This is a genomic window from uncultured Paraglaciecola sp. (genome assembly GCF_937123705.1).
GTDB lineage: Bacteria > Pseudomonadota > Gammaproteobacteria > Enterobacterales > Alteromonadaceae > Paraglaciecola.
The window spans coordinates 14,193-30,798 of record NZ_CAKZKO010000037.1; the positions used below are offsets into that span (position 1 = coordinate 14,193).

The 16,606-nt window shown below is 43.2% G+C and carries 10 protein-coding genes; 1 reads left to right on the forward strand and 9 read right to left on the reverse strand.

Annotation, left to right across the window (positions count from 1 at the left end):
* Window positions 1–3 precede the first annotated feature (3 nt).
* The 4 genes from Q0688_RS05140 to Q0688_RS05155 form a co-directional block, all read right to left on the reverse strand.
* Complete coding sequence (locus Q0688_RS05140) at window positions 4–1,395, reverse strand: aldehyde dehydrogenase family protein (RefSeq protein ID WP_299073857.1); 1,392 nt, start codon at window positions 1,393–1,395, stop codon at window positions 4–6.
* 13 nt (window positions 1,396–1,408) lie between these two features.
* Window positions 1,409–2,779, reverse strand: coding sequence for a glutamine synthetase (locus tag Q0688_RS05145; protein WP_299073859.1), 1,371 nt, complete (start codon window positions 2,777–2,779; stop codon window positions 1,409–1,411).
* Window positions 2,780–2,844: 65 nt separating this feature from the next.
* Window positions 2,845–4,281 carry an ethanolamine permease gene (eat, locus tag Q0688_RS05150; RefSeq protein ID WP_299073861.1) on the reverse strand — a complete coding sequence of 479 codons (1,437 nt, stop codon included), beginning with the start codon at window positions 4,279–4,281 and terminating at the stop codon, window positions 2,845–2,847.
* Between the two features lie 348 nt (window positions 4,282–4,629).
* A complete protein-coding gene (locus Q0688_RS05155) occupies window positions 4,630–7,866 on the reverse strand; it encodes an Ig-like domain-containing protein (protein WP_299073862.1) in 3,237 nt (1,078 codons plus the stop codon).
* A 186-nt stretch (window positions 7,867–8,052) separates the two neighbouring features.
* Between Q0688_RS05155 and Q0688_RS05160 the strand changes: the two genes are divergently transcribed.
* Entirely contained in the window at window positions 8,053–8,586 is a 534-nt protein-coding gene (locus Q0688_RS05160) for a DUF6265 family protein (protein ID WP_299073863.1), read from the forward strand.
* Here Q0688_RS05160 and tilS read toward each other — a convergent pair.
* The 5 genes from tilS to lpxB form a co-directional block, all read right to left on the reverse strand.
* The gene (tilS, locus tag Q0688_RS05165; RefSeq protein ID WP_299073864.1) at window positions 8,564–9,940 is read right to left on the reverse strand and encodes a tRNA lysidine(34) synthetase TilS; all 1,377 of its coding nucleotides are present in this window, start codon (window positions 9,938–9,940) and stop codon (window positions 8,564–8,566) included. The genes Q0688_RS05160 and tilS overlap by 23 nt on opposite strands.
* Before the next feature lie 413 nt (window positions 9,941–10,353).
* On the reverse strand, window positions 10,354–11,310 hold the full coding sequence (gene accA, locus Q0688_RS05170; protein WP_299073866.1) for an acetyl-CoA carboxylase carboxyl transferase subunit alpha: 957 nt from the start codon (window positions 11,308–11,310) through the stop codon (window positions 10,354–10,356).
* A gap of 56 nt (window positions 11,311–11,366) precedes the next feature.
* The gene (gene dnaE, locus Q0688_RS05175) at window positions 11,367–14,852 is read right to left on the reverse strand and encodes a DNA polymerase III subunit alpha (protein ID WP_299073868.1); all 3,486 of its coding nucleotides are present in this window, start codon (window positions 14,850–14,852) and stop codon (window positions 11,367–11,369) included.
* Window positions 14,853–15,446, reverse strand: a complete 594-nt coding sequence (gene rnhB / locus Q0688_RS05180) for a ribonuclease HII (protein WP_299073870.1) — start codon at window positions 15,444–15,446, stop codon at window positions 14,853–14,855. It abuts the gene before it with no gap.
* Window positions 15,443–16,603: a lipid-A-disaccharide synthase gene (gene lpxB, locus Q0688_RS05185; RefSeq protein ID WP_299073872.1), complete on the reverse strand. Its 1,161-nt coding sequence runs from the start codon at window positions 16,601–16,603 to the stop codon at window positions 15,443–15,445. The genes rnhB and lpxB overlap by 4 nt, the downstream gene beginning before the upstream one ends.
* Between the last annotated feature and the right edge of the window lie 3 nt (window positions 16,604–16,606).

Sequence of the window (16,606 nt, forward strand, 5' to 3'; positions counted from 1 at the left end):
GGCTTAGCTAGGCATTTTTAAGTGGAAAGATTTAGGGCGCGTTACCCCTTGGTAACCTAAGGTAGACAAAGTACAACCCCGTCCTGAATTTTTAACCCCGGTCCATGCCAACGCTGGGTCGAGGTAATCACAACGATTTAAAAAGAAAGTACCAGTATCGAGTTGCTGTCCAATATTTAACGCAGTTTCGGGATCTCGACTAAATACTGTAGCAGTTAAACCAAACTCAGAATCATTCATTAAGGCAATGGCTTGTTCATCGCTGTCTACTTTCATAATGCCCACTACCGGACCAAAACTCTCTTCTGTCATGACCTTCATGGAGTGATCCACATTAGTCAATAATTGCGGCGCTAAATAAGGCGTACCTTTTTGGCTAAGTGGAAAATCCGCTTCCTTGATATGAGCTACTGCACCTTTTGCTACGGCATCGTCAACCTGCCCTCGTACAAAATCAGCGGCAGAGGTTCGCACTACTGGGCCTAAGGTTGTGCTTGGGTCGTCTGAGCGCCCTAATTTGTAGCTATTCACCAAGGCGGTTGCTTTAGTAACAAACTCATCATAAAGATGTGCTGCAACATAAATACGTTCTATGCCACAACAAGATTGCCCTGAATTAAAAAACGCCCCATCGATGCAGGTTTCGACGGCCAAATCAATATCGGCATCGGCTCGAACATAGGCTGGGTCTTTACCGCCCAGCTCAAGTCCCACACCAATAAAACGTCCACTTGCGGCATTTTCGACCATAGCACCACCGGCTACCGAGCCTGTAAAAGCCACATAATTAACCAGTGGATTTTTAATCAAGTTCTCAGTATCGCTATGACTCATATGTAAAAACTGAAACACCCCTTCAGGTAAACCCGCCGCACTAAAGGCTTTAGCTAACTGCTCGGCGCATAAAGGGGTTTGCGCAGAATGCTTTAATATCACCGCATTTCCCGCCATGATCGCCGGAATAATGCTATTAATAGCGGTTAAATACGGGTAATTCCAAGGGGCTACCACAAAAGCGACCCCTAAAGCTTCACGCTGAATAAAGCGATTAAAACCAGCCACTGCTGGCAACTCAATTGGCGCAAGTGATTCATCGGCAATGGCAATCATATGCTCTGCTCGTTCAACCATGCCGGCAATTTCACCTTTAGCATATTGGATAGGTCGCCCCATCATCCACGTGATTTGCTCGGCAATTTCATCGCTGCTTTGTTTAAAGGCTGCCAGCATAGCCAAGCAAATGTTACTACGCTCAGTGATTGAAGTTTGCCGCCATTGTTGCTGTGCGGCCACGGCGGTGTTCACCGTTTGTTCAATTTGAGTTTGCTCGGCTAAGTCGCGCTCTACATATATCGAACCATCAATGGGTGAGATGGTATGTTGTTTGTTGTTCATAATTTATTAACTCTTAAATAATTTCAAAATAACGTGATAATTCCCAATCGGAAACATGTTTGCGGTATTCACGCTCTTCCCATTCTCGCGATGCGGCAAAGTGTTCAACAAAGGCTTCGCCAAACATCTGTTTTGCTGCGGTTGATTGTTTTAATCGACCTGCAGCTTCAAATAAAGTCGCTGGCAAGGATAACTCTGCCGGATGCTGTTGCTCGTAGGCGTTGCCTTTTACTTGGGCCAAAGGCTCGAGTTTATGTTCGATACCATATAATCCAGAAGCCAATGCAGCGGCAAGAGCAATATAAGGGTTGGCATCGGCTGCGCCTAATCGATACTCCACTCGTTGGGATTTAGCCGAGCCAGGAATAACCCGTAAAGCTGTGGTGCGATTTTCAACCCCCCAAGTGGCTTGCAAAGGAGCCCAAAGCCCAGGCACCATGCGGCTAAAGCTGTTGACCGTGGGCGCTATCATCGACAAAAACTCTGGCATTAATCGTTGTTGCCCCGCCAGAAAATGCCGCTGGGTATCACTCATATTGTGCGTTTTAGTGTCGTCAAAAAAGGCCGATGAACCATCTAAATTTGTCAGTGATAAATGAATATGACCACTTTGACCCGGTAAATCACCTGACCATTTGGCCATAAAGGTCGCCATCATGTCGTTGCGCTGGGCCCATACTTTGATAAAGGTTTTAAACAGCGCGGCTTTGTCGGCGGCGTCACTGGCGTTGTCGTAAGCCAGTGCGGCTTCAACTACGCCCGGGCCAGTTTCGGTATGAATGCCTTCGATGGGCATATCCATATCTTCACACAAGGCTAGAATATCGCGATATAACTCACCGTGAACTGAGTTTCTGATCACCGAATAACCGAACATACCAGGCGTGATGGGTTTAAGGTTTTTAAAACCTTTGTCCCGCACCGATTCGGGTGTTTCGTTAAACATAAAGAATTCATATTCGAAGGCCGCAGTAGCGTTAAAGCCCATATTCTCCGCTTTTTTTAGCACCCTTTGTAAGGTGCCTCTAGGACAGATTTGTTCGGCGTCCCCTGCAAATTCGGCGATAAATAACAACATATCACCTTCAAAAGGCAAAGAACGACAACTGCTAGGAATGATGCGTACCGGTGCGTCGGGATACCCAGTATGCCAACCGGTGTAAGTGGCGTTGTCATACAATTCGTCGTTTGAATCCCAGCCCATCACTACATCACAAAAGGCAAAACCACTGTCCAGAGAAGAAAAAAACTTCTCTTTACTCATGTATTTACCACGCATGATGCCGTCGCTATCAAAAATACCTACTTTAATATGCGTTAAATTGCGCTCTTCGATTATGGCTTTAGCATCAGCAATGTTTTTTACAGCTCGTGGATCTAACATTATTTTATCCTTGGAAATAGAAGAACGATTGGTAGCGTCAACAAGGAATTATCCCTCCTTGTTGTTTATGATTGATTTAACTCTGATTCGGCAGAGTTGATGGCCGCAAACTCTTCATCAGGCGATTTAGCCACCAGATGATGACGACTGTAGAACACAAAATAAGCCACCAGCACCGCATAAAACACCCCTGCCCATAATGCAGCATCTAAGCTCACAACAAAGGTACTAGCAAAGGCAATGATGGCTAAAACTAAAGCAATACCTGTGGTTAGGGTGCCACCTGGAGTACGATAAGGACGGGCTAAGTTGGGCTCTTTTTTACGCAAAATAATGTGCGACAACATCATCAAAGCATAGGAAATAGTGGCGCCAAACACCGCCATAGTGATCATAAGATCCCCTTGACCCGTTAGCGACAACAAAAAGCCAATCACACCTGGAATAATTAGCGCCATAGTCGGTACTTTTCGGCTACTAGTAATCGACAAAAAGCGTGGTAAATACCCAGCTCTAGATAAGGCAAACACCTGACGAGAATAGGCAAAAATAATAGAAAAGAAACTAGCGATTAAACCAAATAAGCCCACCACATTTACAAATGTAGCCACACCAGAATTTTCACCATAAGCCACTTGTAATGCCCCAACCAAAGGCGCGCCGTGATTTTTCATCAACTCTGAACCTGCCACACCCGGCGCTAAAAACAACACGCAGAACGCAAAAATCAATAGAACCACCATAGCCGTGATAATCCCCTTAGGCATATCTTTGGCAGGGTTTTCGGTTTCCTCTGCCGCTAAAGGCACACCCTCTACCGCGAGAAACAACCAAATAGCAAAAGGAATAGCGCTCCAAATACCAATGTAGCCCTCTGGCAAAAACGTACTGGCACCACTGGCCTGCTGATTAACCGCAATATCGAATAAATTGTTGTAGTCAAAGTGCGGAATTAAACCCAAGGTAAACACCAACAAAGCAATACAAGCAATGCCCGTTATCACCATCATGATTTTTAAGGCTTCGCCGGCACCAAATAAATGAAAACCCACAAACACAAAATAACAGGTGGCATAAACCATAGGCCCATTCAGACCAAATAACTCATTGACATAACCACCAATAAACACCGCAATGGCCGCAGGCGCAATTGAATACTCTAAGAGAATAGCCGTGCCGGTTAAAAAACCACCCCAAGGCCCCAAAGCCCGGCGCGCAAAACTATAACCACCACCCGCAGTAGGAAGTGAAGAGGATAATTCAGCCAATCCAAAAATCATAAAGGTATACATCACCGCAATTAACACAGTGGCGATTAACATACCGCCCCAACCGCCCTGCTCTAATCCGAAGTTCCAGCCTGAAAAATCACCGGAAATAACATATGACACCCCAAGGCTAGCTAACAAAATCCAACCCGCCGCGCCTTTCTTTAACTGCCGTTTATCCAGATAATCCGACGACACCTGATCGTACTCAACGTTTGATTTGGAATGAGACATGCTATTTTCCCTTATGATTGCTTATGTTTATTATTATGCGGATCTACTATTGAACGAAGCGAGTTGAAGATCTCAAAATTCAATCTAAGTGCATAATATGATTAATATTTGTAGACAGCAAATACATAATCCCAGCTAATCATTCCATTATCTAAATAGCAGAACTAAAGCAACAAGATCAAGTGAAAATCAAACCACTCATTTAGTGGTTTTAAGCTGCGAGAGAATAAGTTAATTTTGTATGAATGTGTTTGCTGTGAATGTATATTATTCATTGAGTTGCTTTGAAATATATTGAACAAAATCAAAGGATAGCGGTTTTTAAACACTATCCTTTAGATTTTTTCTTCATGAATGAAACCTAGCATTTGCCTCGGCTAAGATATTTCGCCTTCTATTAAACAGTACCAGGCTAACCACCAACAACAAAACTCCCCCGAAACTGCCTGCGTTAGTTCTTTGCATGACAATGATAGTGACTTCTCCTTGACTTTCTCCTCCATTACCATCGTTTACTGTGTAAGTAACGGTATCAACTCCCTCAAATTCAATAATAGGCATATAAATCAACAAATTATCATAAATAGTAACACTTCCTTGCTCAGCACTAGTATTAACTAAGATAAGTTCATCATTGTCGAGATCGCTATCATTAAGCAATACGTCAATCGCTATTGGCATTTTATTACTAGTAGTAACTTTATCATTAACTACAACTGGTGCTGTGTTTTCAACTACGTTAATAGATACCTCTCCATAACCTGTGCCACTATCACCATCATTCACACCATAAATAACAGTAGCTAGACCAAAGAAGTATGGTTCTGGTTGATAATACAACTGTTGATCAACAATGGTTACATGACCAAAATCAACATTAGCGCTAGTTATGTTTAAGTTACCGGTACCAGAATCATTTGCTAACACGTCTATCATTAACAATTTGTTTTGCGCTATCACCACTTCCTCTGGCATAACTTTGGGTAAAGGATTGTTGTTACTCCAGATAGCGACACCTCCTGGGTCGACAATTTGATTATTCGGCATCCCATCATCATCATTAGGTCCGCCATCTTCGATCGTTAACTGCACGCACCAATGTCCTGCAGTTAATCCTACAGTCCAATTTTTATCATTGGGCGCTGGGCAATAACCCATTTCACCTGCGGCGGACGACAAATAATTATTGGTGTCTACAATAAATTCCCCCCAAGCTGTATCTGACCGTAACTTACGATAAAGTGCATTTTCAGGGATCGGCAAACGCTGGGGTAACACCACACTCACACTTTGTCCTGCAAGCGGCAGATCACTTATAATAAAATCGAATATTCCCCCAATGATGGTTGCCTCTTCGTCCGGTGTCACCGCTGAACTATCTAGCAGTAATGATCCAGCGCTATGGCTTACTGAATTAACCCCCTTGCGTAAGCACGTACCCGACTCAGTTTCGACAAGAAATTGTAGGTACTCATCAACCTCTGTAGATTTCAGATTACAAGGGCTGTTATTATCTAAGTAATTAGCCATACCATCGTTGTCATCATCACCATAACCTTCAACATTATCTGGTATTAAATCACCATCTGAATCCACTTCAGTTAACTCTGGTAGCTGGTCTACTATCTGAAGGTAAGTAAAGACCTCGATACTCAATGGGTTATTACCGTCATCCGTAATTGTAAGTGAGAGTTTTTGTTGTCCTAGCATTAAGTCAGTTGGGTCAAAAGTAAAGCTGGCCTCATTGCTATCGATGTCAACTAATGAGTTGCTTTCATTTTCCCACGTGTAGCTATGGCTATCTTGACTATTGGCATCGTAGACCGCACTGGTAATGACTACATCACCTAATTTTTTATCAATTAATGTACGTTGTTCACTATTTTGAGAAACCATCAGGCTGACGTGTGGGGCAATATTATTTTCAGTAATCGTAAAGGTAAACCGTGAGTTTTCACCGGTATTAACAGAGCCATCAAGTTCAATTATCAACGTTTCATCCATTTCTACTGATGTATCTTCAAAGATATCAAACTCAATATACCCCATTAATCCCGACTCAATAATCAACTCTCCAGATACGAGGTTATGATCATCACTGTCTGCACTTCCTGTGACAGAATAAGCAACGATAACCGGGTAGATTGGGGATATTCCATTTAAATGAACCGCTACTTTATAGCGCTTTCCTTCATTGCCTTGTTGATCTTTAGCTAAGTTAATTAATGGATGAACGGCTACACGTTGAGTCGCTACACGGCTAAAGCCTTCACTGTCTTGTGCTTGCCAGTACAACAGATGATTTCCAGGACTGAACCTTGTATTACCATCTACAAGAACAACAGGCACAACTTCCCCTTGGCTATCAAAAGCGGTAGCAACACCTAAATCAACTTTAGTAATTAAGGCAGTAGCATTAACATCTATATCACTAGGCAGATTAATGACTGGCAATAAGTTATTGCTATAATTATCAAACCTAATCATAGCTACGGCTTTACTGTTTTCATTGCTTGTTTCGCCATCACTAATCACATATTGCAATTCAATTTCACCTTCAAAAGCGCCCTGTAATTGAAAGAATAATTCGCCTGACTCAATAGTCGTGTCACCAAACGAACTGTTGGCATTCATAATGACTAGTTCATCATTTTCGACATCACTATCATTTACTAGCACATCAAGTGCATAACGGCCGTCTTCACGATAATCAAGTATAAAACTATCATTTTGGGCAATAGGCTCATCATTTATAGGATTAATCGTTAGCGATATCGTGGCAGGATCTGAATGATCTGAACCATCATGAATTTTATATGTAAAACTATCGGTGCCATTAACGTTAGGTGCGGGTGTATAAATCCAAGAATTGCCAGAAGATTGAACTAAAGTGCCTTGTGCTGGCGGTGTTGAAATGACATAGGTCAACTCATCGTTATCAGCGTCTGTACCAGTTAAGGTAACGGTTAGCATGCTATCTTCATCAAGTGTCAGTGTTTGATCATTAGCGACAGGCGTTTGGTTCGTATTAATGACCGAAATTGTAAAGGCCGTTAAACTTGCACTGGCTCTCGCACTATCTGTCACGCTAATTACAATACCAGAATATTCACCTGCATCAGTTTTTGATGGCGTGCCTGTTAGTGCTCCGGTTGCAGTACTAAAGCTTGCCCAGCTTGGCTTGTTCGTTATGCTAAAGGTTGTTGTATCACCAGCATCAGCATCAAACACTGTTGGTGTAAAACTATAACTAGCCCCCTCTAAAACGCTGGTTAAAGGGGAGCCTGAAATAATCGGAGCAACATTAGGCCTTGGCGCTAGGATTAAGGTAATAGTCGACTTATTTGAAACATTATAATCAGATAGTGTTCTGCCATCTTCTAATTCCTTGCCACCAAACAGCAGAATTTGTTGATCCGCAGGGATCCCTTCTTTATCTTGAATTTTCTGTCTTATATTATCAATGGTATCAGCAGGCTCTACGTCTAATGTTATGGTGTTCCCCGTAGGTGTCTCAACGAAAATCTGCATAGCTTGTATACTAAATGAGCAGAATATAAAAAGTACCGCTGTTACTAATTTCATCCCAGACTATCTTCCTTTACTGTTCTATTGAAACTTTTATAATGATTTCAAAATTTCGAATAAAGTGGAAGTTTAATCAACATCTTTTGACGTGATTAAATTGGAATAATATTTTGAAGTTTATTGTCGAACATTGCCTAGGTTATTCGTTATATAGTTAAGCTAACCATATTTTGAGGTGATTTTATGATTCGACTTTGTTTTCGTTACTTATTTTTGTTGTTTAGCACGTTTTACTTTTGTGGTGTTCTTGCACAAAGCGCTAGCTTAGGGTCTGAAACTCGGCAATTAGAAACGGGGCAAAACTCGCCCCCCGCTTCAATTGAAGATGTGAGTTGGATAGCGGGTTATTGGCGAGGTGAAATTTGGGGTGGCCAGTTTGAGGAGATGTGGTCTGAGCCTTTGGCGGGTTCGATGATGGGATCGTTTAAGTTTGTCGAGAATAAGCAAATAAAGTTTTATGAGTTGATGACCATAGCTGAGCATCAAGATAGTTTGATTATTAGGCTTAAACATTTTGCACAAGACTTAAAAGGTTGGGAGGAGAAAGACCAGAGCGTGGATTTTAAATTGGTGAGACTAGCCGATAAAACGGCTTATTTTGAAGGTTATACCTTTAAACTGATTGGCCCAAATGAAATGCATGTGTTTGTGATGATTGGTGAGGAGGGTAAAAAACAGGAAACCAAGTTTGTGTTTAAGCGCCATCGCTCACAGTAATATGCCAAACCTCTTCGTGGTTAGTTATTGGCTCAAGAGGTTGTGCAACATGCCAGTATCCATTCACGTATACCCCTAATACTTGGTCATTTTGGAGGATTAGCAATGCCGTCTCTCGTATCCAAGGGGCGATTTTCCATTGTTTAAACCATTGTTTGATGGGTTTAGAGTGGTCGCTACCTTGGGGGGTAAATCTCAATGAGTAACCTCCCATTTTAACGGCAATAGGGCCTAAATTTGGCTTGATTGTTAGCTGAGTTTTTTTGTCTATATTCCCGTCACTAGAAAACACAAGATACCCCATATTATTCGGCAATGTGATGCTTTTCTGTTGTTGCCAAATTGTATTGAAGATGACTTTTTCAGGTGGCGTTTTAATGACAAATAACTGTTGGTCAAAACGTCTAAACTGCCAGCCATTCCACTGCAATATAGGTGTGGCGTCTTGTGCCGCATTTAATACTTCTGGGCTGAGTTTATTTAGCACTGTTAACGATGGGCTTTGAATATTTAATTCAGACAACCAATAACGTACTAGTTGATGTAGCCAAGGTTGACTGAGTTGTTTTAGCGCGGCTATTTGCAAACTATTTTCTGAGGCTTTTATTAATTGCAATTTTTCGGCGCTGCTTGCATCCAATAGACTTTGTTGTTCGGCGCAAAGCGCGGCACTTCTGGCCACTGCTTGAGAAATCTCTGGCCAGCGTTGTTGCAAAGTAGGCAGTACTTTATGGCGCAAAAAATTGCGTTCAAAGTCGGTATCTTGATTGGATTCATCTTCACACCACTTTAACTCATGTTGATGTGCATAATCCAAAATGGCCTGCTGTGATACATCGAGCAGGGGTCGGTAAAATCCGACTTGTTGGTTTGCTTGTAAGGGGCTAGTCACTAACCATGTGCGGTTCATGGCTGATAATCCTTTAGGTCCTGCGCCGCGTTTTAATTGCAATAAGAATGTTTCGAGTTGGTCGTCTTGATGCTGCCCCAACAACACTTGGCTATCGGCTGGCGCTAACGCCACTAAGTTCTGATATCGGGCTGCTCTGGCTTGTGCTTCGAGGCTTTGCCTAGGGGCTGCTTGTACAACCACCTTTGCGGTTTGAAAGCTTACACCTAAAGTTGCGCAAACTTGGCGGCAGTGGTCCTGCCATTTATCTGCGTGTTGACTTAAGCCATGGTGGATATGAATAGCGTGGATCTGGAAATCGAAGTTTTGGCTTTGTTTTAGGTGATGAAGAGCATGTAGCAACACGTGAGAATCAACACCTCCACTGTATGCCACAACAATATCTGCTGCATCCTTTAATGGTGATTTAGATAGATGTTGTTGTAGTTCACTAAGCAGTGACATAAGTCTCCAATAATAAAACGAGGCTCCCGATAAAAGCCCTCTGGAATGACGTGTTGGGGCAGTTGGGAATGTTTAACTTAATCTGGCATTTCTGCAGGTTGTTAGTAAGGGGTGATACTTTACCCTAAAAGCAAAAGCGATTCCCGATAAAAGCATACGGGAATGACGTATTGGGGCATACGGGAATGACGTATTGGGGCACGCGGGAATGACCTGTTGGGGCATTCGGGAATGACGAGTTGGGGCACGCGGGGATAACGTGCTAGGAACGTTGGGAATTTCTGATAAAGCACTCGGAAATGACGTGTTGGGAAAGTTGCGGTGCATCGATAAAGGCAGCCAGGAATGCCGTGTTAATGCATTCCTCAATGGCCGAGACTTAAGGTGTGGCTGTAGAAATACCCTTTGGTTGTTTAACAATAGCCAAATGACATTAATCGTTCGTAACGCTCAGCTAACAACTCTTCTTTAGATAAACTCGAAAGCTGCGCCAATTGTTGTTTAATTGTGGCTTTTAAGTTAGCGGCCATGCCGTCGTAATCTCGGTGGGCGCCACCTAAGGGTTCGTCGATGATTTGATTGATCAATCCAAGCTCTTTAATTTGACCTGCGCTCACGCCCATGGCTTCGGCTGCTAGGGGTGCTTTTTCGGCGCTTTTCCATAAAATAGAGGCGCAACCTTCCGGTGAAATCACTGAGTAGGTGCTGTATTGCAGCATGTTAACTCTGTCGCCTACACCAATTGCCAATGCACCACCAGAGCCACCTTCACCAATAACGGTACAAATAATAGGAACTTTGAGGCCCGACATGACCTTAAGGTTACGAGCAATGGCCTCACTTTGGCCCCGCTCTTCTGCGCCTACGCCAGGATAGGCCCCTGGGGTATCGATAAAAGTGATTATAGGCAGGTTAAAACGCTCAGCCATTTCCATTAGGCGTAATGCCTTGCGATAACCTTCGGGTTTAGGCATGCCAAAATTACGTTTGATTTTTTCTTTGGTGTCTCGGCCTTTTTGATGACCGATGATCATCACGGGTTGCCCGTCTATATTGGCTAAACCACCTACTATGGCTTTGTCGTCTGCAAAAGCACGATCACCAGCCAATTCATCAAATTCGGTACAAATACGCTCTACATAATCATAAGTATAGGGGCGCATAGGATGACGAGCAATTTGCGATACTTGCCATGCACCTAAATCAGCAAACGTTTTGCGGCTTAGTTCGGCACTTTTTTCACGAAGCTTAGTGATTTCTTCTTCGATATTAACGTCAAATTCGCCCCCTTGATTGACGAGTCGCAACTCTTCAATCTTAGCTTCCAATTTAGCGATGGGCTCTTCGAATTCTAAAAAATTTACACTCATTGCACACCTAATAATAATTGTTTACAGCTTTTCATTTTATTGCTTCTATCAAGCTGTTAATGAAATTCCAAGTCAACCTGTGGTTTTCCTAAAAGCTGTTGTAAGTCATATAATAACTCATCTTGCGGAGTTACATACCACTTTGCACCCAAAGTTAACGCAACTTTAGCGTCTGGATGTACGTATTGTATCTGAACCGGACAACTTCCACCTTGATAAGGCTGTAAAATTGTTTGCAGTTTAGCTACTGTTGTAGCGTTACACCAGCTTGATTCTAAATGTACTTGTAGCCCTTTGGCATTCTTTTCGCGGGCTTGAACTAAGTCCATGGCATCGCGGGCCGACATTGTATTGCCACCAGAGAATTCATCAAATCTGACCTGTCCACTTATGACTAATATTTTGTCTTCTTTTAACAATTCTTCGTACTCTTCAAGCATATCAGGAAAAAACCTGATATCCACTCTGGCACTTTTATCGTCTAATGTGACCAACGCCCAGCGGCGACCTCGCTTATTGGTCATGACTCTTACACTTAACACTAATCCCACGGCATAGGCCACTTGATCTCGGGTGGTGGGTTTTATATCCACTAGCCGGCATGGGGCATAATGCTTAATTTCATTTAGATACTGATTAATTGGATGCCCAGTTAGGTACAGTCCTAGGGTACTTTTTTCTCCATCTAACCAGACTTTTTCTGGCCATGGAGTTACATCGGCAAAAGCCTGTTGTACTTGTTCGGGCTCGGTGTTTAATAAGCCGAACATATCGGATTGCCCCGATGTCTTATCTTTCGCGTGTTGTCCAGCGGCAGCCAAGGCATCCGGTAAAGAAGCCATCAAAGAGGCGCGATGCGGGCCTAAGTTATCTAGCGCACCCGCTAACACTAATTTCTCTAAAATACGTTTATTAATGCGTTTAAGGTCAACTTTGGAACAAAAATCAAATAAATCGCTAAATTTACCTGTTGCTTCTCGCGCCTCAATAATAGCCTCAATAGGGCCTTCTCCTACCCCTTTTATCGCTCCAATACCATATACAATTCGGCCTTGTTCATCCACAGTGAACTTGTGATTTCCGGCATTCACATCTGGGGACAAAATGGTCAGCCCCATGCGGTTACATTCGTCAACCAAAGTGACAATTTTATCAGAGTTGTCCATATCAGCCGACATAACCGCCGCCATAAACTCGGCGGGGTAATGGGTTTTTAACCATAAAGTTTGATACGACACTAAAGCATAAGCGGCAGAGTGAGATTTGTTAAAACCATAACCCGCAAACTTTTCTACTAGATCAAAAATTTTGCCTGCTAGTTGAGGATCAATGCCATTGCCTTTTGCGCCATCTTCAAAGGATCCCCTTTGCTTTTCCATCTCTTCGGCTTTTTTCTTCCCCATAGCTCGGCGTAATAAATCGGCGCCACCTAAGCTATAGCCCGACATTTCCTGGGCTATTTGCATCACTTGTTCTTGATACAAGATGATGCCGTATGTGGGTTGTAGGATCTCTTTTAGACACTCGTGTTGGTATTCGGCGTCGGGATAGGAGACTTCTTCGCGACCATGTTTACGGTCGATAAAATTATCTACCATGCCCGATTGCAACGGGCCTGGTCTAAACAATGCAACCAGTGCAATTATGTCTTCAAAGCAATCTGGTTTCAGACGACTGATGAGCTCTTTCATGCCACGAGACTCTAGCTGGAACACAGCTGTGGTCTCGGATTTTTGCAATACTTTAAAGCAATTTTGATCCGTCAATGAGATGGCAGCGATATCAATATCGATACCTTTGCCTTGTTTGATCATATCAATTGCCCATTGAATGATGGTTAGAGTTCGTAACCCCAAGAAATCAAACTTCACTAAACCTGCAGTTTCAACGTCGTTTTTATCAAATTGGGTAACGGGGTTTAACCCTTCGTCATCGCAATACAGAGGTGCAAAATCAGTTATCACTGTTGGGGCTATAACCACGCCACCAGCATGTTTTCCTGCATTACGAGTAACGCCTTCAAGAATACGACACATGTCTATTAATTCTTTAACGTCTTCGTCTTGATCGTACAACTCTGGTAAACGAGGCTCTTCAACAAAGGCTTTTTCTAGGGTCATGCCAGGCGTGGCTGGAATAAGTTTGGAAATTCTATCCACAAAACCGTATGGATGATCTAGTACCCTGCCTACGTCTCGTACCACGGCTTTGGCCGCCATGGTGCCAAAGGTAATAATCTGGGATACAGCATCTCGGCCGTACATTTCTGCCACGTGATCGATCACTTCGTCACGTCTGTCCATGCAAAAATCCACATCAAAATCTGGCATGGAAACCCGTTCTGGGTTCAAAAAGCGTTCGAATAATAAATCGTATTCAAGGGGATCAAGATCTGTGATATCCAGTGCATAAGCCACCAATGACCCCGCACCCGAGCCACGGCCTGGCCCTACTGGAATATTATTGTCTTTACTCCATTGAATAAACTCCATCACAATCAAAAAGTAGCCTGGAAACCCCATTTGGTTGATAACTTTAAGCTCTATATCTAGGCGTTCATCGTACTCTGGGCGCTTTTCAATACGTACTTGTTCATCGGGAAACAAAAAAGCTAAACGTCTTTCTAGGCCTTCCTTGGATACCTTGACTAAAAAGTCTTTAATATCCATACCTTCAGTTGGAAAGTCGGGTAAAAAATAGGTACCAAGTTGAACTGTAGCATTACAGCGTTTGGCTATTTCTAGGGTATTTTGAATAGCTTCTGGAATGTCCGCGAAAAGCTCAGTCATTTCTTCGGCGCTACGTAGATATTGTTGCTCTGAGTATTCTTTAGGCCTACGGGGATCGTTGAGTGTGTAACCGTCGTGAATAGCCACGCGAATTTCGTGGGCATCAAAGTATTGTTTATCTACAAAACACACTTCGTTGGTCGCCACCACTGGCAAGTCGTATTGCTGGGCCCATTCTACGGCTCGGTGGATATAGTCCTCTTCCCCAATCCTACCGGTACGCGTTAGCTCTAGATAAAATCGCTCAGGAAAATGTTGTTGATAAAACTGTGTAACTTGTTGGGCAATTTCCATATTTCCTTTGGTTAAAAACAAGCCCAGATCACCTGCTTTTCCGCCAGATATCACCAACACACCTTGATTGTGATCCACCAGCCAGCTTCGATCAATCACAGCTCGGTCTTTGATACTGCCACGTAAATAGGCTTTGGAGACTAAAAGGGTGATGTTTTTATAACCTTTGTTGTCCATTGCCAGTAAAGTTAAACGTGATAAAGTCCCTTCAAGTTCGGGGCTTTGCACCCAAAAATCCACGCCAATAATAGGTTTTATGCCGTTATCGTGGGCTTGACTGTAAAACTTCACTAAGCCACACATATTCATTTGGTCGGTTACGGCAACCGCTGGCATATTCAACGCTTTAACATGAGCAATAAGCGGTTTGACCTTATTTAAGCCATCCAGCATAGAGTAGTCGCTATGCACCCGCAAATGCACAAAGTTACTGGGAGATTGTGATAATTGTTCAGTCATTTAAGCGCCTGCTAATTGGCCATCGCGCATTGCAAGAGATTGCTGCACTGGTTTAAAACTCATGCGATATTGTGGAAGCGGCCCAAGTTCGGCAAGTTTAGCAAGATGCAAGGCAGTGGGATAACCTTTATGTTTCGCAAAACCGTATTCAGGATATTGCTGATCTAAAGCTATCATTTCTTGATCTCGGGTCACTTTGGCAATAATGGACGCGGCGGATATCTCGGCAATCAGTCCGTCGCCTTTCACAATAGCTTCGCTTGAATAGTCCCAATTTGGGCAGCGATTACCGTCCACCTTCACATAAGTAGGCTGTATCGATAGCCCTTGCACTGCTCGTTTCATAGCCAGCATGGTGGCATGTAATATATTCAGTTCATCAATTTCTTGTGGGCTGGCGCGGCCTATTGACCATGCTAAGGCATATTGTTTGATATCGGCGGCCAAGAGATGACGCTTTTTTTCGGACAACTTTTTAGAGTCGGCTAGCCCAGCAATATTATGTTGCGGATTGAGGATGACGGCAGCGGTGACCACATCCCCGACCAAAGGTCCGCGCCCTACTTCATCCACGCCAGCAATTAAATGTGTCATTGTTGCGACTCAATCAATTTTTCCACAGCCAAAGCGGATTGTAGGTCGGCGTCTTTCTTAAGGGATAAGTGAAGTTCTGTAAATTTGGCAATGAGTTGCTGCTGTTCATCGCTGTTTGGCTCTTTTAGCATAGGTAATAATAACTCGCTGATACTCTGGGCTGTAACATCATTTTGCAATAACTCAGGAATTAATTTTTGGTTTGCGAGGACATTTGGCAAAGCGAAATACTTAGCTTTATATAACCATTTCATCATTTGATAGGTTATGCCACTTAACTGATAAGCAGTCACCATATTTTTCTTACATAACATGGCTTCTAAGGTGGCGGTGCCAGATGCGAGTAACACCGCATCTGAGGCGATCATTGCCTCTCTAGCATGGCCAATCACTACCTGAATAGATAGTTCGGGCGAGTGGGTTTGCAAATACTCATCAACTTGCCTTTTACGCTCGCGGTTAACCACTGGGATGAGTATTTTCAGCTCGGGTACAAAAGGTTTCAACAACAGACAAGCCTGTATAAACACGTCGAGCAAGGTATCAACTTCGCGTTTTCTGCTACCTGGTAATACCGCCAATACCGTTTCGCTGTTTCTCAGCTTAAGGCCGTCGCGCGCTTTTTGTTGGTCAGGCTTAATCGCAATATCATCGGCCATGGTATGCCCAACAAATTCACAAGGAATCTGATGTTTGTCGTACACCCGTTTCTCAAAAGGAAAAATACTTAATACCAAATCGGTGGCTTTGGCTATTTTAAAGATGCGCTTTTCGCGCCAAGCCCATACGGTAGGGCTAACATACTGCACGGTTTTAATGCCTTGTTTTTTAAGCTTTAACGCTAAGCCTAAATTAAAGTCTGGTGCGTCAACACCAATAAATACATCAGGGGGATTAGCCATAAAATGTTGAAACATCGACTTACGTACGAAGATCAATCTGCGAATGCGGGATAGGACTTCAACCAAGCCCATAACCGACAATTCTTCCATATCGAATAGACTTTGGCAGCCTTGAGCCTGCATTTTTGGCCCAGCTATGCCCTCAAAGATGGCATGGGGGAAGTGATGTTTAAGTTGTTTAATAAGGCCAGCAGCGAGAATATCACCAGAGGCTTCACCGGCAACTATGCCTATCCTAAGTGCTTTTTCGCTCATGAT

Bases quoted from the DNA above. Each gene is read 5' to 3' on its own strand.
- Q0688_RS05140 (WP_299073857.1), bottom strand. From the start codon at position 1,395: ATGAACAACAAACAACATACCATCTCACCCATTGATGGTTCGATATAT.
- Q0688_RS05145 (WP_299073859.1), bottom strand. From the start codon at position 2,779: ATGTTAGATCCACGAGCTGTAAAAAACATTGCTGATGCTAAAGCCATA.
- eat (WP_299073861.1), bottom strand. From the start codon at position 4,281: ATGTCTCATTCCAAATCAAACGTTGAGTACGATCAGGTGTCGTCGGAT.
- Q0688_RS05155 (WP_299073862.1), bottom strand. From the start codon at position 7,866: ATGAAATTAGTAACAGCGGTACTTTTTATATTCTGCTCATTTAGTATA.
- Q0688_RS05160 (WP_299073863.1), top strand. From the start codon at position 8,053: ATGATTCGACTTTGTTTTCGTTACTTATTTTTGTTGTTTAGCACGTTT.
- tilS (WP_299073864.1), bottom strand. From the start codon at position 9,940: ATGTCACTGCTTAGTGAACTACAACAACATCTATCTAAATCACCATTA.
- accA (WP_299073866.1), bottom strand. From the start codon at position 11,310: ATGAGTGTAAATTTTTTAGAATTCGAAGAGCCCATCGCTAAATTGGAA.
- dnaE (WP_299073868.1), bottom strand. From the start codon at position 14,852: ATGACTGAACAATTATCACAATCTCCCAGTAACTTTGTGCATTTGCGG.
- rnhB (WP_299073870.1), bottom strand. From the start codon at position 15,446: ATGACACATTTAATTGCTGGCGTGGATGAAGTAGGGCGCGGACCTTTG.
- lpxB (WP_299073872.1), bottom strand. From the start codon at position 16,603: ATGAGCGAAAAAGCACTTAGGATAGGCATAGTTGCCGGTGAAGCCTCT.